Origin of the sequence: Rhodococcus sp. PBTS 1, assembly GCF_001620025.1 — a bacterium.
Taxonomy (GTDB): domain Bacteria; phylum Actinomycetota; class Actinomycetes; order Mycobacteriales; family Mycobacteriaceae; genus Rhodococcoides; species Rhodococcoides kroppenstedtii.
Genome location: NZ_CP015219.1, coordinates 2,871,129 through 2,890,379 on the forward strand (window position 1 = coordinate 2,871,129; position 19,251 = coordinate 2,890,379).

The following is a 19,251-nucleotide window of genomic DNA, read 5'->3' on the forward strand; positions in this document are numbered from 1 at the left end:
TCTCGACGGAAGGACCCCCTCATGGCCGAGCAGGATCTGCACGCCCGGATCACCGAGCTGATCGACACCGAGCATCGGCTCCGCGCACGCGCGGAATCCGGGGAGATCGACCCGGCCGAGGAGCGCGCGGAGCTGCAGCGTATCGAGGAGTCGCTGGACCAGTGCTGGGACCTGCTGCGTCGGCGGCGCGCACGCCGCGACGCCGGGCTCGCGCCGGAGGACGCGGAGGCGCAACCGGTCACGCAGGTGGAGAACTACCTGCAGTGACGGCTCGGTCAGGCGGATCCGACCAGGCGATCCGTCAGACGCCGGGGCAGCACCCGCAGGACGACGTCCACCGCCCGCCAGGTGAGTCCCGGCAACGCCGCCCGCGTGACTTCCTTCTCGATGGCGTCGACCATCGCGGACACCCCGGCGTCGAGCGTCGACATCATCCGGCCCGTGTCGCCGGCGCGCGCCGACATGTCGGTCGCGACGTATCCGGGCAGCAGCGTGGTGACGCGGATCGGCGTGCCGCGCAGTTCGGCGACCAGCGCTTCGCCCAGGGCCGAGACCCCCGCCTTCGACGCCGAGTACACCGCCTTCGAGCCCGGGAGCCCGCGGTCGGCACTGATGGACGACACCAGGACCAGGTGACCGGCGTTCTGCTCCCGGAACACCGCCAGCGCCGCCTCGATCTGGGAGATGGCGCCGACGAAGTTCGTGCGTGCGGTCTCGAGGTTCGCGTCCGCGCGTCCCGTGCCCAGGCGCGCACCCTTGCCCAGCCCGGCGTTCACGATCACCCGATCGATGCCGCCCAACTCCCGGCGCAGCGCCGCGAACCCGTCGACCACCGAGTCGTGGTCGGTGACGTCCACGGCCGCCACCGCGACGGTGATGCCGGGGTGAGCGCGGACGAGCTCGTCCCGCAGCGCGTCCAGCCGATCCAGGCGCCGAGCGCACAGCCCCAGGTCACGGCCCTCGGCGGCGAACCGCCGGGCCATCCCTTCGCCCAGTCCCGAACTCGCTCCCGTGATCACGATTCGCGTTCTCCCCATCGGGCGAACCTATACCGACGCCCGATCCACCATCCGCCCGATCGACACGGAGGACTCCTGAGATGACCGACACCTACGACGTGATCGTGCTCGGTGGTGGGCCGGTGGGCGAGAACGCCGCCCAGTACGCCGTCGCGAATTCCGATCGCACCGCCGTGATCGTCGAGCACGAACTGGTGGGCGGCGAGTGCTCCTACTGGGCATGCATGCCGAGCAAGGCGCTGCTGCTGCCGGGGTCGGTGCTGGACCAGGCGCGCAACATGCCGGGGGTGGCCTCGCTGGTCGGGGACCGCACCCTCGACGTGGACGCGGTGCTCGCACGCCGCGACTCCTACACGCACCGTCTGGACGACTCGTCCCAGGTGGAGTGGGCGGAGAGCGCCGGCATCGACGTGGTCCGCGGGCACGGCCGGCTGGCCGGCGAGAAGACGGTGACCGTGGGTGACCGCACGCTGACCGCGCGTCACGCGGTGGTGCTGGCCACCGGTACCACCGCCGCCGTGCCCCCGATTCCGGGTCTGCGGGAGGCGCGTCCGTGGACCTCGCGTGACTCCACCAACCTGAACGAGGTGCCGGACCGGGTGCTGATCCTCGGTGGCGGCGTCGTCGCCTGCGAGTCGGCCACGTGGCTGCTGGCGCTGGGCGCACGGGTGACGATGGTGGTGCGCAGCGGACTGCTCGGGACCTCCGAACCGTTCGCCGGGACCGCGGTGGCCGACGCGCTGATCGCGGCGGGCGCCGACATCCGCACCGGAGCCACGATCGCGCGAGTCGACCGACCCGACGCCCGCGACACCGGCTACGGCCATGTCCACGGCGGGCCGGCCACGGTGACGATCGAGTCCGACAACGGCACCGACACCCTCGAGGTCGACGAGATCCTCGTGGCCGCCGGACGTCGTCCGGCGACCGACGATCTCGGACTCGACACCGTCGGGCTGACCCCGGGCGGGTCCGTGCCGGTGGACGACGCGTTGACCGCCGTCGGGGACTGGCTGTACGCCGCAGGGGACGTCAACGGACGTGCGCTGCTCACCCACATGGGCAAGTACCAGGCCCGCGTCTGCGGCGACGTGATCGCAGCGCGCGCGGACGGCCGCCCCACCGACTCCCGTCGTCACCGGGCGACGGCCGACCACGGCCAGGTTCCGCAGGTGGTGTTCACGACGCCGGAAGTGGCGTCGGTGGGGCCCACGGAAGGGGCAGCCCGCGAAGCGGGTCGGGACGTGCGGACCGTCGAGACCGACATCGCCGTGGCCGGCTCGTCGCTCCGGCAGGACAACTTCTCCGGTCACGCCAAACTGGTGATCGACCGGGCGTCGGACACCCTGCTCGGTGCGACGTTCGTCGGGCAGGGGGTGGCCGAGATCCTGCATTCGGCCACCGTCGCCGTCGTGGGCGCGGTTCCCCTGGACGTGCTGTGGCACGCGGTTCCGTCCTACCCGACGACGAGCGAGATCTGGTTGCGGCTCCTCGAGGAGGCGCGCGAGCAGTAGACCGGCTAGTGCCTCAGCGGCTGCGCACGCCGCACCGAGTCCGCGGCGCGAGCGGCGTCGAGCGGCACGGGCGAGTGCACGACGCCCGGACCGACGCGGAGAACGCCGGATCCGAGGACGCCGGCGCGCAGCCCGCCCCGGCCGATCAGGGCCTTGCGGGTGCCGTCGACGACCATGCGGTCCATCCACGCGCAGGGGTGCGCCGGGCGTCCGCCGCGGAACCGCACCGGACCGTCGCCGGTGTCGACGGCAAAGTCCTCGCCGCGGAGCGGATCCAGCTCGAGGCCACGCGTGACGATGTTGCGTCGGGCCACGGACACTGCGCCGTTCTCGCCGTTCTCGCCGTTCGCGGCAGTGATCGCCGCCTCCCACGCCTCGATCGCCAGGAAACTGACGGCCGCCTCGGTGTGCGCACGCACTCCGAAGAACCGGTCGCCCCGGATGCCCTTGCCCTCGACGACCTCGACGGATTCCGGGAACAGGGTGGGGACGTCGGCGGGCCCGTCCGCGCTGCGTCCGAAATAGGCATGTGACGGCGCCACGAGCAGCTGCACGATCTCGAGCGGATAGGTGAACGTCATCGTCGGTGAATGTAACGCAGCATCACGTACAGTCGGCCGAATGGGGCAGGGAGACACCGAGACCATCGTGACCACCGCCGACGGGCCGATCCGCGGACTCACCCGCGGGTCGCTCTCGCTCTTTCGCGGCATTCCGTACGCCGCGCCGCCGGTCGGACCGCTGAGATTCCGTGCGCCCCGGCCCGTGGAGCCGTGGACGGAGGTGCGCGACGCCACCCGGTACGGCGACGCGTCGATCCAGGACACTGCGCGCTCCCCCGTCGGCCCGGTCCGCGGGCAGAAGGCCAGCGAGGACTGCCTGACCCTCAACGTCACGGCACCGACGACGCGCTCCACCACGCCGCGACCGGTGATGGTGTTCGTGCACGGCGGCGCGTACCTGGTGGGGACGTCCGCGACGTCGCTGTACGACGGCTCGTCGCTGGTGCGGCGGGGCAACGTCGTCTACGTGTCGATGAACTACCGCCTCGGCGCTCTCGGATACCTGAACTTCGGGCAGTTCTCGACGCCCGAGCGTCCGTTCGAGGGCAACCTGGGTCTGCGCGATCAGATCGCCGCGCTCGAGTGGGTGCAGCGCAACATCGCCGCGTTCGGCGGCGATCCGGACAACGTCACCCTCTTCGGCGAGTCCGCCGGCGGCAACGCCGTCACCACGCTGGTGGCCACCCCGTCGGCGCGCGGTCTCTTCCACCGCGCGATCTCGCAGAGTTCCGCGCCCGGCATGGTCGCCACCCGCGAGCGCAGCGAGGGCTGGGCCCGTGACTTCGTCCGCCTGCTCGGCGGGACCGAGGAGACCGCGGTCGGCGTGCTGCAGAACGCGTCGAGCAAGGATCTCGTGGACGCGTCGCGTCGCCTCAACGCGAAGGTTTTGAAAGAGACGCCGGGACTGATCCCGTTCGGCCCCAACGTCGACGGCGACGTGGTGCCCACCGCTCCGCTCGAGGCGTACCGGTCCGGCGCGGCGCACGACGTTCCGATGATCATCGGCAGCAACGAACACGAGGGCACTCTCTTCTCGCGCTTCCTCGACGCGCTGCTCACCAAGGCTCCCCGGATCGACGCCTTCTTCGCCGCCACCGATCCGTCGGCGAAGGACCGCATCCTCGCGCAGTACCCCGGATACCCGAAGGGCTTGTCCGCCATCGACTTCGGCGGTGACATCACGTTCTGGCGACCGTCGCTCGAACTCGCGGACGCGCACTCCGAGCACGCACCGACGTGGGTCTACCGCTACGACTACGCGCCCCGGCTGTTCGACCTGCTGAAGTTGCACGCCACCCACGGGTCCGAACTCCTCGCCGTGTTCGGCGCGTATCGGTCGCGGTTCGGCAAGCTGATGACGATTCTCGGCGACTGGGGCAGTGCCCGCCGCATCACCGACGAGGTGCAGCGTCAGTGGCTCGCATTCGCCGCCACCGGCGAGCCGGGGGCGGAGTGGACCCGGTACGAGGTTCCCCGGCGCGCCACCCGCATCCTCGACACGACCTCGCGGATGGAAAACGATCCGCTCGGGGAGCGCCGTGCGGCGTGGGAGGGCTTCGACGGCTGGGACGCGGCGTCCGACGAGTCGTCCCAGGACTTCCGGTCCAGTTCCGCCGGGTAGCTACTTGACCAGGCGGGAGAGCCGGCGGTCGGCCAGGATGCGGCCGCCGGTCTGACACGTCGGGCAGTACTGGAACGAGCGGTCGACGTAGGACACCTCGCGCACGGTGTCGCCGCACACCGGGCACGCCTCGCCGGTGCGGGCGTGCACGGCCATGCCGGACCGCTTCTCGCCCTTGAGCCGGGCGGCGTCCTGACCCACCGATCGCGCGACCGCGTCGAGCAGGATCCGCCGCATGGTCTCGTACAGCTCGTGCACGGCCTCGTCGGTCAGGGATCCGGTCGTGGCGAACGGCGACAGCCGCGCCGCGTGCAGGATCTCGTCGCTGTAGGCGTTGCCGATCCCGGCCAGCACCTGCTGGTCGACCAGCACGGTCTTGAGCCGAGAGCTCTTCGCGCGCAGCAGATCCGCGAACTGCGGCTCGCCCACCGCGAGCGCGTCGGGACCGAGGCGGGCGATGCCCGGCACCTCGTTCGGGTCCCGCACCACCCACACGGCCAACCGCTTCCGGGTTCCCGCCTCCGTCAGGTCGAACGCGGGTGTCGACCCTTCGGGGGTGAACAGGTGCACGCGCAGCGCCAGCGGCCCCTTGCCCGGCTTGGGCGCGGCCGACGACGGGTTGTCGGTCCAGCGCAGCCACCCGCCGCGCGAGAGGTGGGTGATCATCCACAGGCCCCCGGCCTGCACCCCGAGGTGTTTGCCGAACCGGGCGGCGTCGGTCACGTCCTGGCCCTGCATCGCGGTCAGTGGCGGATCGAACGTTTTGAGGACGCTGAGAGCGGCGACGTCGATGCGCCCGATCACGGCTCCGAGGGCGTGATCGCGCAGGAAGCTCGCGAGAGCCTCCACTTCGGGTAATTCCGGCACCGACCCGAGGTTAACGGCCGATCGGCCGCCTGACCAGGTACGTGTCCATGACCCACCCCGCGCGTCGGCGCAGGTCCGCGCGCGCCCGCATGATCTCCTCGCCGACGTCCGACACCCGACCGGCCAGCACGACGGCGTCCGGCGTGCCGAGGTTGGCTCCCCAGTGGACGTGCCAGTCCGGCAGTGCCAGGAATCCGCAATCCGAATCGAGCATGACGACGACGGCGTCGACACCGTCCGGCACGCCGTCCTCGCGCAGCCGCCGCCCGGTGGTGGTGAGCACCGGCTCGCCGACGCGATTGAGGACCGTGCCGTGGGCGGCGGCGAGGGCGGACGGACTGGTCACCCCCGGGGTGACGCGGACCTCGAACGGATCGTCCAGCCGGGCACGGACCCGGTCGACGACGCGCAGGGTGCTGTCGTAGAGCGACGGGTCACCCCACACGAGCATGCCGCCGACGGCATCGTCGGGCTCCGCGGCGAGGAGGTCGCCGAGGGCCCGCGCCCGCGCTTCGTGCCAGGTGTCGACGGCGGCGTCGTAGTCCCGCGGCGTGCGGTCGCGCGGCGGGTCGACGAACTCCACCACCCGATGAGGACGACGCACGTGCTCGTCGAGGATGCGGGTGCGGACGTCGACCAATTCCTGCTTGGCCGAACCCTTGTCGATCAGCACGAAGACGTCGACTTCGTTCATCGCCTTCACGGCCGCCACCGTCACCTGGTCCGGATCGCCGGCGCCGATACCGATGACGTGCAGGAGCCTCATTCGGGCCAGCCTAGGGTGCGCGCCTGATTCTTTGGCTGCGCGCCTAGTCTGGTCGCATGGCCGCCACGCCCTACGAGGATCTGCTCCGCCACGTTCTCGACCACGGCACCCCGAAGTCCGACCGCACGGGAACCGGCACGCGCAGTGTCTTCGGTCATCAGATGCGGTTCGACCTCGCCGAGGGGTTCCCGCTGGTGACCACCAAGCGGGTGCACCTCAAGTCCATCGTGCACGAGCTGCTGTGGTTCCTGCGGGGCGAGTCGAACGTGGCGTACCTCCGTGAGCACGGGGTGAGCATCTGGGACGAGTGGGCCGACGCCGACGGCGATCTCGGCCCCGTCTACGGGGTGCAGTGGCGCAGTTGGCCCACCCCGTCGGGCGAGCACATCGATCAGATCTCGCAGGTGATCGACACGATCCGCCGTGATCCCGATTCCCGACGCATGGTCGTCTCGGCGTGGAACGTCGCGGACATCCCGCGGATGGCGCTGGCGCCGTGCCATGCGTTCTTCCAGTTCTACGTCGCCGACGGCAAGCTCTCCTGCCAGCTCTACCAGCGCAGCGCCGACATGTTCCTCGGGGTGCCGTTCAACATCGCGAGCTACGCGCTGCTCACCCACATGGTCGCGGCGCAGACGTCGCTCGAGGTGGGCGAGTTCGTGTGGACCGGCGGGGACTGCCACATCTACGACAACCACGTCGACCAGGTGCGTGAGCAGCTCACCCGGGCGGCGTACCCGTTCCCCACGCTCCGGCTGGCGCCGCGGGACTCGATCTTCGACTACACCTACGAGGACGTCGAGGTACTGGACTACCGGCACCATCCCGCCATCAAGGCACCGGTGGCGGTGTGACCGTCGGGCTGATCTGGGCGCAGGATCGCCACGGCGTGATCGGCCGGGACGGCGGCATCCCCTGGCGTGTGCCGGAGGACATGGCGCACTTCCGCGAGGTGACCGCCGGCGGCCGCGTCGTCATGGGCAGACGCACGTGGGACTCGCTGCCCGACCGCTTCCGACCCCTGCCCGGCCGCACCAACATCGTGCTCAGTCGGGACGCGTCGTGGGCCGCCGAGGGCGCGGCCCGGGCGGCGTCGCTCGAGGAGGCGCTCCTCGGCGGCACCGACACCTGGATCATCGGCGGCGCCGAGATCTACGCCCTCGCCCTCCCGCACGCCGACGTGCTCGAGGTGACCGAACTGGATCTGGAGGTCGACGGCGGCGACGCGGTCGCTCCCGAAATTCCGGACGAGTTCGTCGCCGACGCAGGCGACCGGCAGGAGAGCACGTCGGGCGTCGGGTATCGATTCGTGCGCTACCACCGTCGTTCTCGCTGATTGCGGCGCGCCGTCCGTGATACTCGGACGGTATGGACAAGAAATCGTTGACCGCCGTGGCGCGGCAGCAGCTGAAGCTCGCGCAGTCCGCCACGAGTGGCCGCAGTTCGCAGACGGTGTACGGCGGCCACCAGCGCAGCCTGCGTCAGACCGTGGTGGGACTGTCCGCCGGGCAGTCGCTCGCCGAGCACGATCTCAACGGCGAGTCGACCGTCCTGGTCCTCAGCGGTCAGCTTCAGCTCCGCAGCGGTGACAAGTCGTGGAAGGGTTCGGCCGGCGACCTCCTCGTCGTCCCCGACGCGCGGCACAGCGTCGAGGCCGTCGAGGACGTCGCCTTCCTGTTGACCGTCGCGATGTAGGTCGCGAACCGGCTCAGACCGACAGCACCTCACCGCGTTCGCGCTCGCGGGCGAGCGCGCGGTCGCGGGACTCCTCGAACTTCACCGCTTGCTTCTCGAGGTCGGCCAGGAAGTCCGCGACCACCTCGCGCAGACGCTCGCCCTCGGGCCCGAAGTCGGTGCGCTCGAACAGCTTCCACTTGCGCAGCACGGGCATGATGACCTCGTCGAGGTGCTGGCGCAGGTCGTAGATGCCGTACTTCGCGATCAGCACCGCGTTGCGGCGGAAGTCCGGCTGGTTCAGTCCCGGCATCTGGAAGTTCATGACCACGTCCGCGATCGCCTTCATCGTCTGATCGGGCGCGAGCTCGATCGCCGACGCGCACATGTTTCGGTAGAAGATCATGTGCAGGTTCTCGTCGGCCGCGATGCGTGCGAGCAGTGCATCGGCGATGGGATCGTTGCAGGCCTTGCCCGTGTTGCGGTGGCTCACCCGCGTCGCCAACTCCTGGAACGTCACGTAGGCGACGCCGTGAAGCAGGTTCGCGCCCTCCATCGGCGAATCGATGCCGACCGTCATGTGCTCCATGCGGGCCTGCTCCAGAGCCACGGGATCGACGCTGCGGGTCACCACCAGGTAGTCGCGCATGGCGATGCCGTGGCGGTTCTCCTCCGCGGTCCAGCGCCCCACCCACGTGCCCCAGGCGCCGTCCATCGAGAAGTTCTCGGCCAGGCCGCGGTGGTAGGACGGCAGATTGTCCTCGGTCAGCAGGTTGGTCACCATCGCCGCCTTGGCCACCTTGGACAGGGTGGACTGCTCCGGAGACCAGTCGTCCCCACCCAGCATGGCGAAGTTCCGGCCGTCGCTCCACGGGATGTAGTCGTGCGGGTTCCACGGCTTGGCCAGGTCCAGGTGGCGCTCGAGATTCGCCTCGGCCACCGGCTCCAGCTCGCGCAGCAGTTCGATCTGAGACAGCGGTCGCATGTCGTCTCCCCCGGATTGTCGTCAGCGCCGAGAACAGGCGCCGACACTCGACGCTAGGAGCGGGTGACGACGCGCATCGAGACCTTGCGGTGATGTTGGGAAACATCGCAGCACGCGCGCAAGGCCGCTGGACGCCATCACAGCCACCCCGTCAATCGGACGTTAACCACTTTACGTCCCGGTATTACCCCTACAATCTGAACCAACGCCCCGTTTCAGGCCGTCGGGACCGCCTCCGGTCCCGGATGCCGATGATCCCGGTCGACGGAAGGAACCCTGCACGTGAGTGTCGACAACACGCTGGACAACGCCCCTCGCCGCACCGCCGCGCCCGCACCCGCCTCTCGTGGCACCTCGGCCGGCGTGTCGCTGCGGGCCGACGTGACCGAGTTGACCGCCGCGTGTCTCTCGCTGGCCGTGGGGGCCGCCGACAGCACCGCACCGACCGACCAGGACATCGCGGAGCTCGGTGCGCGCGCCGCCCAGTGGGCGCGTGAGGGCGTCCCGCTAAGGGCGGTACTCGCGGCGTACCACGAGGGCGTCCAGATGGGGTGGGATCTGGTGGCCGAGCGGGCGGCGAACAACGGCACCGCGCAGCTGGCCAAGGCGGCCAAGGCCTTCGTCGGGCTGTTCGATCGCATCTCCACCGCGGCGTCCGCCGCGTACGTCGACGAGCTGCAGGCCGTGGCCAGCGAGCACCACACGGCAGCCCACACCGTCGTCACCGCACTCCTCAGCGGCCACAACGCACGCTCGGTCGCCCGCCAGTCCGGTATCGAGCTGGCCGATTGCTACACCGTGCTCGCGGTCTCGATCGGCGCGCACGCGGACGAGTCCAACCCCTCGCTCCCGCGGCCCATCGTCGCGCGTCGCAAGCTGCGCCGCGTTCAGGCGGAGTTGGCGACGGCCTGCGAGCGCTCGCCGTTGTCGATGCTCAGCTCCGAGGGCGGCACCATCCTCATCCCCGGCGAACACGACGACGAGTGGGTGTCCTCCCTGGTCTCCCGCCTGTCCGCCGCCGCGGACGCGCCCGTGACCGCGACCGTCGCCGTCAGCGCGGCCAACGACGTGCCCACCAGCTCCGACCAGGTCCACGAGCTCCTCGATCTCGCCCAGCAGCTGCGCCGGCCGCCCGGCGTCTACCGCATGACCGACCTGGTGCTCGAGTACCAGCTCACCCGCCCCGGACCGGGCCGGGCGTACCTCTCGCGGGTGCTGACGCCGCTCGACAACTCCCCCGAACTGCTCGAGACCCTCGAGATCCACATCCACCACGACCTCAACCGCCAGCGGTCGGCGCGGCAGTTGCACCTGCACACCAACACGGTCGACTACCGGCTCAAGCGCATCGCTCACCTCACCGGTTTCGATCCCACCCGCCCGTCCGGCATGCGCCACCTGCAGGCGGCATTGGTGGCACGGAAGCTGGAAGCCATCGCGCCCAGCGCATGATCGGGGCTGCGCCGACCCGGTAGAGTGCGATGCGCACGCCGGGTCGGCCCTCGTAGCTCAGGGGATAGAGCAACCCTCTCCTAAAGGGTAGGTCGCAGGTTCGAATCCTGCCGAGGGCACCACCAAAGTCTTGTTCGGTGCAAGAAAAACTTGTTAGCGGGGACCCGCGCACACACCCACCCCCGGTACGCGGAGGCGTCAGTCTGGGTCCGATTTGTCGGTACCGCTCGGTACGATTCCCCCATGGCATTCGACGCGCACGTACTCGAGATCATGATTTCGACCCCCGGTGACACCGCCGATGAGGTGGCCACCGTGAAGGACGCCCTGCACGGCTGGAACGCGGACCGCGCTCCAGGTGCACAGACGATTCTGCTGCCGAGGTTCTGGAAGACGGACTCGGTCCCCGGGCTCAGCCCCAGTGGCGGGCAGAGTGTGATCAACTCTCAATTGGTGGACAACGCCGACATCGTCATCGCGCTGTTTGACAGACGGTTGGGGCAAGAGACGGACACTGCCGTGTCGGGGACCGCCGAGGAAATCGCGCGCGCTGCTGATGCAGGCAAGCCGGTGCATGTGTACTTCTCAGATGAGCCGATTGACCGGAGCAAGTTTGATGCTGACGAGTACGCAAGGCTTGAAAAGTTCCGAGCAGAGCTGCAGGCCAAGGGCCTGCTAGGGGTCTACAGCAGCCTGACCGATCTCGCGTACAAAGTGCGCAGCGCCGTAGAGAGCGACTTAGGTGGCTTGGGGTTGGGCGCACCCTCTGTGGTGCGCAAGGGCGAGCACGCGCTGCCACGCGTGCGGGTGGAAAAGGAGAAAGAGCAGTACTCCGACAGCAAAGGCAGGGTGAAGACGCGGACGAAATCATTCCTGGTGCTAGAGAACAAGAGCCAAAGTCTCACCGCTGAAGGTCTCACGATGAAACTCGGAGACGAGTTGCGGAGCACCCTGATTAGGGACAGCGACGACCCGATCGACCTGCCGCCTTTTGCGGAACTTCGTTGGCCGCTAGTTCTGCATATGGGAATGCCCGACCAGGTAATTGTAGAGCTGAAGTGGACCGAAAACGGGACGGCGGAATCCCTCAAGCAACCAGTCACATTGTGATGCCTCCACCGCGACTGGCGCTAGTCCTCGGCGACTAGTACACCGAGCTATGCGCCGTTTGTCAGCGCTACGAACACGTTCCGGAAAGGGACGAGGAGCACGACGCCCAGATCGAGTTCGACGGCGACTGGCACGGCTTCGTCCCAGAGGCTGTTGATGGGCACGCCGTCCATCGTCTTGACCACCACGTCACCGGTCTGGTGCTAATCGCCGGGATCGCCACAGAAGATCGGCTCAATGCACTTTGCAGGAATGCGGCCTGGGCCGGTGGTCCACGGGTCGGGTTGAACCGTCCTGGGTCTGGTGGAGACTGTGATCTCACCAGGAGAATGCAGTCATGGCAGCACCGAGGAAGTTCGACGAGGAGACCCGCCAGCGGGCGGTGAGGATGTATCGGGAACGGGTCGCCGAGCACGGTGATTCGAAGCTGGCGGCTCGCAAGCACGTCGGTGCGTTGCTCGATGTCAAACCCGAGACGTTGCGCAATTGGATCGACAGAATTGATCGTGACGATCTGCCCGAAGGGACGTCGACGGTATCCGATCGCGATGCCGAGCTGAAAAAGTTGCAGCGTGAGAATGCCGAATTGCGCAGGGCCAACGAGATTCTCAAGACAGCATCGGCGTTTTTCGCGGCGGCGGAGGTCGACCGCCGACTGCGGTGATCGTCGATTACATCGACGGCTACCGCGACCGATTCGGGGTCGCCCCGATCTGTTCCGTGCTCACCGAGCACGGAACGAAGATCGCCCCGTCCACCTACTACGCCGCCAAGAAGCGCGGCACCGTCTCCGCCGCCGCGTTGGTCGAGGCGTACGCCGCGAACACCGTCCACACGATGTTCGTGGCGAACCGGCGCCTATACGGGGTGCGCAAGATGTGGCACACCATGAAACGTGCCGGTCACGACGTCGGCCGTGATCAGGTCGGCCGGCTTATGAGTATCTGCGGAGCCGTCGGAGTGGTGCGGGGCCGCCGGCGCACGATCACCACCGAACGCGACGACCGGGCGCCGCGGCATCCGGACCTGATCGACCGGCGATGGGCCCTGCCGGACCGCCCGGATCAGTGGTGGGTTGCTGATTTCACCTACTGCTGGACGCTGGCAGGGTTCGTGTACACCTCCTTCGTCGTGGATGTGTTCTCCCGCCGGATCCTGGGGTGGCGGGTGATGACGACCAAGGCGACACCGCTGGTGACCGGTGTCCTCGAGCAAGCGTTGTTCACTCGCCGACGGGCCGACTTCGCTTTCACAGCAACGGGTTTGGTGTTCCACAGCGACGCCGGGTCGCAATATACGTCGATTGCCCTGAGCGAGGCTCTCGCCGAGTCCGGCATCGCCGGATCTATCGGGTCGGTCGGTGACGCGCTCGACAATGCATTGATGGAATCGACGATCGGACTCTACAAGTCGGAGCTGATCGACCGCCAACGGTCGTGGACCGGGCGCGCGGAGGTCGAGCGGGAGACCGCGGCGTGGGTGCACTGGTTCAACACCACCCGGGTGCACTCCTCGATCGGCTACACCTCGCCCATCGAGTACGAGAACGACTACCGTCAGAACAGCTCCACCGCCGCCTCCGACCGCGAGGTGGCCTGAACGAAGTCTCCATCAGGACCAGGACGGTTCAAGTTTACCGAACACAGGGCGGCAAAATGAGGGCGGGTCGTCGTCACTGAGGTCTCCAAGAGGCAAGGGGTTGGTCAACTTTGCCGCACTGCGGAATTACCGGTCGACCCCTGGCCTGACGGTTTGAATCGACGACCCTCCATCGGCACCAGGCGGGCCCGCCGCTGCCCCAGCGCTGTGCGGGCCACAATAAGCACCCCGGCGGCACAGAACCACCCCGGTCACCGGCCGCGTGCCTCAGTCGGACCCAAGTATTCCTCACACTAGACCACGCAACATCAGTGCACTTGAGACCGGTTTTTGCGACTATGCGCAGTGCGTCACCGCCGGTGGCTGTTACTAGAAAATTACCCAGCGGCACTCTGCTGGAGGGTAGGTCGAAGGTTCGAATCCTGCCGAGGGCACCACGTTCTGTGCTTACGATGCGGCGATGACGCGACTCGCCGCTCTTCTTGCCTCCGTGGCCGTTCTGTTGGGTCTGTGCACTGCTGTCGCGTCCGCCGAACCGGCGACCACCACGTGGCTCTGTCGGCCCGGCGACACCGGACCGTGCGGCGGGGGCAGCGACAAGCCGGTCGACTGCTTCTACGTCTACCCCACGGCCTCACTGCAGCAATCGGTCAACGCCGATCGCGCGCCGTCGCCCGAACTGGCTGCTTTGGCCGCTGTCCAGGCGCGGCCCTTCGACGACGTGTGCAACGTCTGGGCACCCACCTACCGTCAACTGACGCTGCGCAACCTGGCGACGCTCGACGGTCCGTCTCGCGACGCCGCCCTTGCCCTGGCGTACACCGACATTCGAGCGGCGTGGGACGAGTACCTGGCGATCCGTGGCGACGATCGGCCCGTCGTCCTGGTGGGCCATTCACAGGGAACCAGGATGTTGCGAAACCTGCTGCGGGACATCGAGTCCACCCCCGCACGAGACGCGCTCGTGTCGGCACTGCTCATCGGCGCAACGATCACCGACGACGACTTCAGCACCCTCGCACCGTGTTCCGCGCCCGGGGACACCGGATGCTTCGTGGCCTACTCCACCTACAACCGCCCGCGTCCCGCCGACGCACGCTACGGCGGCCCGACGGCCGTGTGCACCAACCCGGCTGCGCTCGGATCCACCGCCCCTGCAGCACTGCGTGGCCCGATTCCCGGCATCACAGCGCGGTGCGACGCGGACAACGTCCTGCGCGTGGAGGGTGGAATCAGCGGAAGTCTCCCGACCGTGCCCGACGCAACGTGGGGACTGCATCTGCTCGACATCACCCTGGCGCAGGACAGTCTGGTCGACCTGGTCCGGACCCAGAGCGCGGCGTTCCTCGCGCGGTAGGCGGCTCGACGCGGTGTTTGTCGTACCCCTGTGTCATGGTGTCGGTGACACGAATTCGGGGGGATTCACGTGGACCAACTGCTTGCCGGTGACGGGTTGTCGCCGAACGACATTCGACGGTTCCTGACCCGCATCGCGGCCATCGTCGTCGACGAGGTAGTCCAGGACGGTGGGGCCGTGGGGACTACAGACGACGCTGCGACGGCGATCGACACCATCACCGCGCTCGAGGAGTTGAAGGCCGCCGCAGCGGGCGCGCAAGCCGTCCTCACCACCCGGGTCGCCGACACCATCCGCCAGCAGCGCCGCGACGCCCCCATCCGCCACCACGACCACATCCGACCGCACGAGGACGGCGGCCCCACCACCGCCGACAACGGCCTCGGGCTGTGCGCCGCCTGCAACCACGCCAAGCAGGGCGACGGGTGGACCACCACCAGAACCAGCGACCCCGACGGGAACGACCGGCACACCGTCGAGTTCCGCACCCCCACCGGCCATACCTATCGGTCCATTTCCCCGTCCCTTCCGATCCCCTGGAAACGGGCGGGCTGAATGACGAAGGAAAACGGGTGGCCTGATTGTTCCGGCGTGCATAATGCCCCGGTGAGTCCATTGTCGGCCAAGGATGCGGCGTTCTTCTATCCCTGGGTTCACGGGTCGCCGTCCTCGACCGACCAGCATCTGGTGTACGCCTTCGCCTGGCCCGAGAACGGCGGGAGTCCGGTCGACGCCGTTCGCGACCAATTCGCCCGTCGGTACCACCTGGCGCCGTTCTTTCATCGGCGTCTGGAACGGGTGCCGGGGGACCTCGGCCATCCTTTGGTGCGAGTTGACCCGACCTTCGACCCCGCACGGGTGGTCGGTCGCCGCGTCGACAGCTGGCGGGACGCTCTGTCCGCCGTGGGCGACATCGTCCGCGTGCCGCTGGACGTGCGCTACCACCTCTGGGAGGTGACCGTGCTCGACGGATTCACCGACGGCCCCGAGGGCGCGACGATGCTGGTGGTGGTGCATGCGTCGCACTCCCTGTGCGCCGGCTTCGGGCTGTCCCTCTCGGTGCAGACGGTGCTCTTCGACGCCGACGTTCCGACGCCCGATCTGCCCGACCCCGACGTCCGATCGCCACGCCGGGCCGCACTGCGCGGTGCCGCTCGAATCCCGGCGGACGCGGCTCGATCGGCACGGTCGGCGCTCGCGTTCCGCCGGCACGGGGACGTCGACCCGCCCCGGACCACGTCGCCACTGGTCTTCACCGCCGTGCCCGGCCGCGACCGGGCCGTGGAGATTCTGGCCGTCGACGCCACGGGCGTCACCGATCCGCTGTCGAAGACCCTGGCCGCGATCTCGTCGTCGATGGCCGACCACGCTCGACCCACGGTGACGTGCAGGCGGCCGCGTCGCTCGGTGCGTACGTGACTCTGGTTCTGCCGCCGTCGATTCCATGGTCGTCCACCAACCGCTTCGTCTCCGCGGCCATCCCGTTCCACGCGGACGTCGAGGACACCGTCGACCGTGCCCGCGCGATCCGCGCCTCCGTCTCGGAGACCCGCAAGCGGATGTTCACGCCGGAGTATCTCGCTCGGTACGAGGTGGTGGAACATCTCCCACCCGCAGTGGTGTCCCGGCTGATCCGTCGCGGCGTCCGCCGACCGCACGCGGACGGACCGGTCGGCGGGCACACCGTCGTCAGCACGGCGGTGCGACCCGCGACGGCACTGGGCGGACTGGGACCGGCCTATCGTTTCTCCACGGGCTTCCCCATGCTGACACCCGGAATCGTGTTGACGCACAGCGTCGCCGTGATCGGCGACCACGTCACGATCGGCCTGCTGACGGACCCGAAAGTCCTGCCCGATTTCGCCGGATACTGCGCGCGCCTGCGCGAGGCCGTTCGGCGAGACGTCGGTCACATCCACTGACGGGCTACACTGGGTCTCGCTGCCGCGCTCTCGTTCGCGGCGTACGTCGTGGAATCAGCACGAACTTTTCTTACGGCGATCGATACTGCCCACCGGCAGTCTCGCCATTCTGTGCCCCGTCAGCGGGGCGCTCCGATGCCCGAAAGGCACTCGAAATCTTCATGACTGTCACTTTTGCCGACCTCGGCGTGAACGACCGCCTCGTCCGCGCCCTCACGGCCGCGGGTATCACCGCGCCGTTCCCCATCCAGGCCGACACCCTGCCCGACACCCTGCGTGGTCGCGACGTCCTCGGACGCGGAAAGACCGGCAGCGGAAAGACTCTCGCGTTCTCCATCCCGATGGTGGCGCGCCTGTCCGAGACCGCGTCCCGGTCGCGGACCCCCAACCGCCCGCGCGGCCTGATCCTCGCTCCCACCCGTGAGCTCGCCACCCAGATCGCGGCCACGCTCGAGCCGCTGGTGCTCGCGTCGAATCTCCGCGTCACCACCATCTTCGGTGGGGTGTCGCAGAACCGTCAGGTGACGGCCCTCGATCGCGGCGTCGACATCGTCGTCGCCTGCCCGGGCCGCCTCGAGGATCTGATGAAGCAGCGCCACGTGTTCCTCGACGAGGTCGAGATCACCGTGCTCGACGAAGCAGACCACATGGCCGATCTCGGCTTTCTGCCCGGCGTGACGCGCATCCTCAAGGCCACCCCGTCGCAGGGGCAGCGTCTGCTCTTCTCCGCGACGCTCGACAACGGCGTCGACAAGCTGGTCAAGCAGTTCCTGTCCAACCCGGTCCAGCACTCGGTGGACGAGGAGAACTCCCCCGTCGCGGCGATGACGCACCACATCTTCGAGGTCGGCGGCGCCGATGCGAAGAAAGTCCTGGTCCAGCGCCTCGCGTCCGGTGAGGGCCGCCGCATCCTGTTCATGCGTACCAAGCACCAGGCACGCAAGCTCGCGCGGCAGCTGACCGAGGCCGGCATTCCGTCGGTCGATCTGCACGGCAACCTCTCGCAGGCCGCCCGTGACCGGAACCTCGCCGCGTTCTCGGCCGGCGACGCCCGCGTCCTCGTGGCCACCGACGTGGCCGCCCGCGGCGTGCACGTCGACAACGTCGAGCTGGTGGTCCACGTGGATCCGCCCGCCGAGCACAAGGCGTACCTGCACCGCAGCGGTCGTACGGCCCGCGCCGGCAGCGCCGGTGACGTGGTCACCGTCGTGCTGCCCGAGCAGCGTCGTGACGTGGCAGTGCTGCTGCGCAAGGCGAAGATCGACGCCGCACCGCAGCGTGTGACCGTCGACACCCCCGCCGTGGCGGAGCTCGTCGGTCCCCTCGCCGCGTACGTGGCACCGGCCCCCAAGGAGCCGGCGCCCGCGCCCAAGACTCGGGGTCCGCGTACCGGCGGCGGCCAGCGGTCCGGTCAGCCGCGCACGGGACAGCAGCCGCGGTCGCGCTCCTCCCGCGGCGGGCATGCCGGCAACTCCGGTCGCCGCGGCGGACGTCCGACGTCGGCGCGCAGCGAATCAGCCGGTTACCGGGGCTGATCGCCGCGCGATTCCGACGCTGAGCACCGCCGCCACGGCGCAGAGCCCTGCGGCGCCGAACCAGGCGGCGGTGTACTCACCGGTGGCGTCCCGAATTGCCCCCGCGGCGACGGACGCGGCGCCCGCACCGATCTGGTGCGCGGCGAAGACCCACCCGAACACCAGGGGCCCGCGGTCGCCGAACACCTCGCGACACAACGCGATGGTGGGCGGCACCGTGGCCACCCAGTCGAGTCCGTAGACCACGACGAACACCACGATCGACGGGTGCAGCGCGTCCGACAGCAGGGTGGGCAGGAACAACAGCGCCACCCCGCGGAACGCGTAGTACGCGCCGAGGAGCAGGCGCGGATCGACCCGGTCAGTGAGCCATCCCGACGCAATGGTCCCCGCGATGTCGAAGATGCCGACCACCGCGAGCAACGTCGCCGCGGTGGTCTGCGGCATGCCGTGATCGTGCGCGGACGGCACGAAGTGCACGCCGACGAGCCCGTTGGTGGTGGCCCCGCAGATCGCGAACCCGACGACCAACGCCCAGAACGTCCGCACCCGTGCGGCGTCGAGCAACGCCCGTACCGCGCGTCGGGCCGGGTTGCCGACGACGGCCCGCGCGGGCGGCTCCTCCGTCGCCCCGTACGGCAGCACCCCGACGTCCGACGGACGGTCGCGCAGGAACCGCGCGACGAGAGGAACGACGGCGAGCGCACCCCCGGCCACCACGAGCGAGGCGGTGCGCCACCCTGCTCCCTCGGCGAGCCAGGCGACGACGGGCAGGAAGATCAGCTGGCCGGTCGCGCTGCCCGCGGTGAGGATGCCGGAGACCAACCCGCGCCGGGCGACGAACCATCGGTCGGTGACCATCGCCGCGAACACCAGAGCCATGGAGCCGGTGCCCAGCCCGATGAGCAGCCCCCAGGTCAGCAGAATCTGCCACGGCGAGGTGACCAGCACGCTCAGCGCGCTGCCCGCGGCGACGACCGTCAGGGCGATCGTCGTGACCCGGCGGATGCCGAAGCGCTCCATGAGGGCGGCCGCGAAGGGCGCCGTGAGCCCGAACAACAGCAGGTTGATACCGACCGCCGCGGACAGGACCGCCCGCGACCACCCGAACTCGTCCGTGATCGGCACCATGAGCACGGACGGCGCCGCGCGGAAGCCGGCCGCACCGACCAGGGCGAGGAACGCGACGGCGGCGACGATCCACGCGGGATGGAGGCGTCGGTCGGTGCCTCGGCGGGCGACGACGGTCACACACCGCTCCTTCCAG

Annotated in this window: 21 protein-coding genes, 1 tRNA gene and 1 other annotated feature; of the genes, 15 read left to right on the plus strand and 7 right to left on the minus strand. The window is 69.1% G+C overall.

Going from position 1 to position 19,251, the window contains the following annotated elements:
• Positions 1–21 precede the first annotated feature (21 nt).
• On the plus strand, positions 22–267 hold the full coding sequence (locus tag A3Q40_RS13020) for a DUF2630 family protein (RefSeq protein WP_068102768.1): 246 nt from the start codon (positions 22–24) through the stop codon (positions 265–267).
• Between the two features lie 8 nt (positions 268–275).
• Here the strand turns inward: A3Q40_RS13020 and A3Q40_RS13025 are convergent, their stop codons facing one another.
• Positions 276–1,037, minus strand: coding sequence for an SDR family oxidoreductase (locus tag A3Q40_RS13025; protein ID WP_068102770.1), 762 nt, complete (start codon positions 1,035–1,037; stop codon positions 276–278).
• A gap of 62 nt (positions 1,038–1,099) precedes the next feature.
• Between A3Q40_RS13025 and A3Q40_RS13030 the strand changes: the two genes are divergently transcribed.
• The gene (locus tag A3Q40_RS13030; RefSeq protein ID WP_068102771.1) at positions 1,100–2,533 is read left to right on the plus strand and encodes a dihydrolipoyl dehydrogenase family protein; all 1,434 of its coding nucleotides are present in this window, start codon (positions 1,100–1,102) and stop codon (positions 2,531–2,533) included.
• Positions 2,534–2,538: 5 nt separating this feature from the next.
• Here A3Q40_RS13030 and A3Q40_RS13035 read toward each other — a convergent pair whose 3' ends face one another.
• Positions 2,539–3,114, minus strand: coding sequence for a molybdenum cofactor biosysynthesis protein (locus tag A3Q40_RS13035; RefSeq protein ID WP_068102773.1), 576 nt, complete (start codon positions 3,112–3,114; stop codon positions 2,539–2,541).
• Between the two features lie 40 nt (positions 3,115–3,154).
• Between A3Q40_RS13035 and A3Q40_RS13040 the strand changes: the two genes are divergently transcribed.
• Entirely contained in the window at positions 3,155–4,717 is a 1,563-nt protein-coding gene (locus A3Q40_RS13040; RefSeq protein ID WP_068102775.1) for a carboxylesterase/lipase family protein, read from the plus strand.
• Here the strand turns inward: A3Q40_RS13040 and A3Q40_RS13045 are convergent, their stop codons facing one another.
• A complete protein-coding gene (locus tag A3Q40_RS13045; RefSeq protein ID WP_068102776.1) occupies positions 4,718–5,584 on the minus strand; it encodes an Fpg/Nei family DNA glycosylase in 867 nt (288 codons plus the stop codon).
• 10 nt (positions 5,585–5,594) lie between these two features.
• Positions 5,595–6,350: a precorrin-6A synthase (deacetylating) gene (cobF, locus tag A3Q40_RS13050; RefSeq protein WP_068102778.1), complete on the minus strand. Its 756-nt coding sequence runs from the start codon at positions 6,348–6,350 to the stop codon at positions 5,595–5,597.
• 56 nt (positions 6,351–6,406) lie between these two features.
• Here cobF and A3Q40_RS13055 point away from each other — a divergent pair, with 56 nt between their 5' ends.
• From A3Q40_RS13055 to A3Q40_RS13065, 3 genes are read left to right on the plus strand one after another with little or no spacing between them, the layout of a single operon-like run.
• Positions 6,407–7,204, plus strand: coding sequence for a thymidylate synthase (locus A3Q40_RS13055; RefSeq protein ID WP_068102780.1), 798 nt, complete (start codon positions 6,407–6,409; stop codon positions 7,202–7,204).
• Positions 7,201–7,686: a dihydrofolate reductase gene (locus A3Q40_RS13060; RefSeq protein ID WP_068102782.1), complete on the plus strand. Its 486-nt coding sequence runs from the start codon at positions 7,201–7,203 to the stop codon at positions 7,684–7,686. The genes A3Q40_RS13055 and A3Q40_RS13060 overlap by 4 nt, the downstream gene beginning before the upstream one ends.
• A gap of 32 nt (positions 7,687–7,718) precedes the next feature.
• Positions 7,719–8,045 carry a cupin domain-containing protein gene (locus A3Q40_RS13065; protein ID WP_068102784.1) on the plus strand — a complete coding sequence of 109 codons (327 nt, stop codon included), beginning with the start codon at positions 7,719–7,721 and terminating at the stop codon, positions 8,043–8,045.
• Between the two features lie 13 nt (positions 8,046–8,058).
• Here the strand turns inward: A3Q40_RS13065 and A3Q40_RS13070 are convergent, their stop codons facing one another.
• Complete coding sequence (locus A3Q40_RS13070; protein WP_068102785.1) at positions 8,059–9,009, minus strand: acyl-ACP desaturase; 951 nt, start codon at positions 9,007–9,009, stop codon at positions 8,059–8,061.
• A 282-nt stretch (positions 9,010–9,291) separates the two neighbouring features.
• Here A3Q40_RS13070 and A3Q40_RS13075 point away from each other — a divergent pair, with 282 nt between their 5' ends.
• The 3 genes from A3Q40_RS13075 (at position 9,292) to A3Q40_RS13085 (ending at position 11,571) form a co-directional block, all read left to right on the plus strand.
• The gene (locus tag A3Q40_RS13075; RefSeq protein WP_068102787.1) at positions 9,292–10,461 is read left to right on the plus strand and encodes a PucR family transcriptional regulator; all 1,170 of its coding nucleotides are present in this window, start codon (positions 9,292–9,294) and stop codon (positions 10,459–10,461) included.
• Between the two features lie 46 nt (positions 10,462–10,507).
• Positions 10,508–10,583, plus strand: a tRNA-Arg gene (locus A3Q40_RS13080).
• A 121-nt stretch (positions 10,584–10,704) separates the two neighbouring features.
• Positions 10,705–11,571: a hypothetical protein gene (locus tag A3Q40_RS13085; protein ID WP_068102789.1), complete on the plus strand. Its 867-nt coding sequence runs from the start codon at positions 10,705–10,707 to the stop codon at positions 11,569–11,571.
• A gap of 47 nt (positions 11,572–11,618) precedes the next feature.
• On the opposite strand, the gene A3Q40_RS20265 is transcribed toward A3Q40_RS13085, so the two are convergent.
• The gene (locus A3Q40_RS20265) at positions 11,619–11,759 is read right to left on the minus strand and encodes a hypothetical protein (RefSeq protein ID WP_157889581.1); all 141 of its coding nucleotides are present in this window, start codon (positions 11,757–11,759) and stop codon (positions 11,619–11,621) included.
• Between the two features lie 149 nt (positions 11,760–11,908).
• On the opposite strand from A3Q40_RS20265, the gene A3Q40_RS13095 reads away from it, so the two are divergent.
• From A3Q40_RS13095 to A3Q40_RS13120, 6 genes are all read left to right on the plus strand, one after another.
• A protein-coding gene (locus A3Q40_RS13095) for an IS3 family transposase (protein WP_157889537.1) occupies positions 11,909–13,170 on the plus strand; the annotation gives its coding sequence in 2 pieces (ribosomal slippage) (positions 11,909–12,203 and positions 12,203–13,170; 1,263 coding nt in all).
• Positions 12,193–12,324 (plus strand) — a sequence feature (AL1L pseudoknot). It overlaps the preceding gene by 132 nt.
• Before the next feature lie 460 nt (positions 13,171–13,630).
• Entirely contained in the window at positions 13,631–14,527 is an 897-nt protein-coding gene (locus A3Q40_RS13100) for a DUF3089 domain-containing protein (protein WP_068102791.1), read from the plus strand.
• 69 nt (positions 14,528–14,596) lie between these two features.
• Positions 14,597–15,082 (plus strand): HNH endonuclease, encoded by a 486-nt coding sequence (locus tag A3Q40_RS21115; RefSeq protein WP_068102793.1) that lies wholly within the window; start codon positions 14,597–14,599, stop codon positions 15,080–15,082.
• Between the two features lie 51 nt (positions 15,083–15,133).
• Positions 15,134–15,946: a wax ester/triacylglycerol synthase domain-containing protein gene (locus tag A3Q40_RS13110; protein ID WP_157889582.1), complete on the plus strand. Its 813-nt coding sequence runs from the start codon at positions 15,134–15,136 to the stop codon at positions 15,944–15,946.
• On the plus strand, positions 15,943–16,449 hold the full coding sequence (locus A3Q40_RS20270) for a WS/DGAT domain-containing protein (protein WP_157889583.1): 507 nt from the start codon (positions 15,943–15,945) through the stop codon (positions 16,447–16,449). The genes A3Q40_RS13110 and A3Q40_RS20270 overlap by 4 nt, the downstream gene beginning before the upstream one ends.
• Positions 16,450–16,610: 161 nt before the next feature.
• Positions 16,611–17,984, plus strand: coding sequence for a DEAD/DEAH box helicase (locus A3Q40_RS13120; protein WP_082833912.1), 1,374 nt, complete (start codon positions 16,611–16,613; stop codon positions 17,982–17,984).
• Here A3Q40_RS13120 and A3Q40_RS13125 read toward each other — a convergent pair.
• On the minus strand, positions 17,964–19,235 hold the full coding sequence (locus A3Q40_RS13125) for an MFS transporter (RefSeq protein ID WP_068102798.1): 1,272 nt from the start codon (positions 19,233–19,235) through the stop codon (positions 17,964–17,966). The two genes, A3Q40_RS13120 and A3Q40_RS13125, sit on opposite strands and share 21 nt — an antisense overlap.
• Positions 19,236–19,251 lie beyond the last annotated feature (16 nt).

Coding starts and splice junctions, on each gene's coding strand:
- A3Q40_RS13020 (WP_068102768.1), top strand. CDS start 22: ATGGCCGAGCAGGATCTGCACGCCCGGATCACCGAGCTGATCGACACC.
- A3Q40_RS13025 (WP_068102770.1), bottom strand. CDS start 1,037: ATGGGGAGAACGCGAATCGTGATCACGGGAGCGAGTTCGGGACTGGGC.
- A3Q40_RS13030 (WP_068102771.1), top strand. CDS start 1,100: ATGACCGACACCTACGACGTGATCGTGCTCGGTGGTGGGCCGGTGGGC.
- A3Q40_RS13035 (WP_068102773.1), bottom strand. CDS start 3,114: ATGACGTTCACCTATCCGCTCGAGATCGTGCAGCTGCTCGTGGCGCCG.
- A3Q40_RS13040 (WP_068102775.1), top strand. CDS start 3,155: ATGGGGCAGGGAGACACCGAGACCATCGTGACCACCGCCGACGGGCCG.
- cobF (WP_068102778.1), bottom strand. CDS start 6,350: ATGAGGCTCCTGCACGTCATCGGTATCGGCGCCGGCGATCCGGACCAG.
- A3Q40_RS13055 (WP_068102780.1), top strand. CDS start 6,407: ATGGCCGCCACGCCCTACGAGGATCTGCTCCGCCACGTTCTCGACCAC.
- A3Q40_RS13065 (WP_068102784.1), top strand. CDS start 7,719: ATGGACAAGAAATCGTTGACCGCCGTGGCGCGGCAGCAGCTGAAGCTC.
- A3Q40_RS13070 (WP_068102785.1), bottom strand. CDS start 9,009: ATGCGACCGCTGTCTCAGATCGAACTGCTGCGCGAGCTGGAGCCGGTG.
- A3Q40_RS13085 (WP_068102789.1), top strand. CDS start 10,705: ATGGCATTCGACGCGCACGTACTCGAGATCATGATTTCGACCCCCGGT.
- A3Q40_RS13100 (WP_068102791.1), top strand. CDS start 13,631: ATGACGCGACTCGCCGCTCTTCTTGCCTCCGTGGCCGTTCTGTTGGGT.
- A3Q40_RS13120 (WP_082833912.1), top strand. CDS start 16,611: ATGACTGTCACTTTTGCCGACCTCGGCGTGAACGACCGCCTCGTCCGC.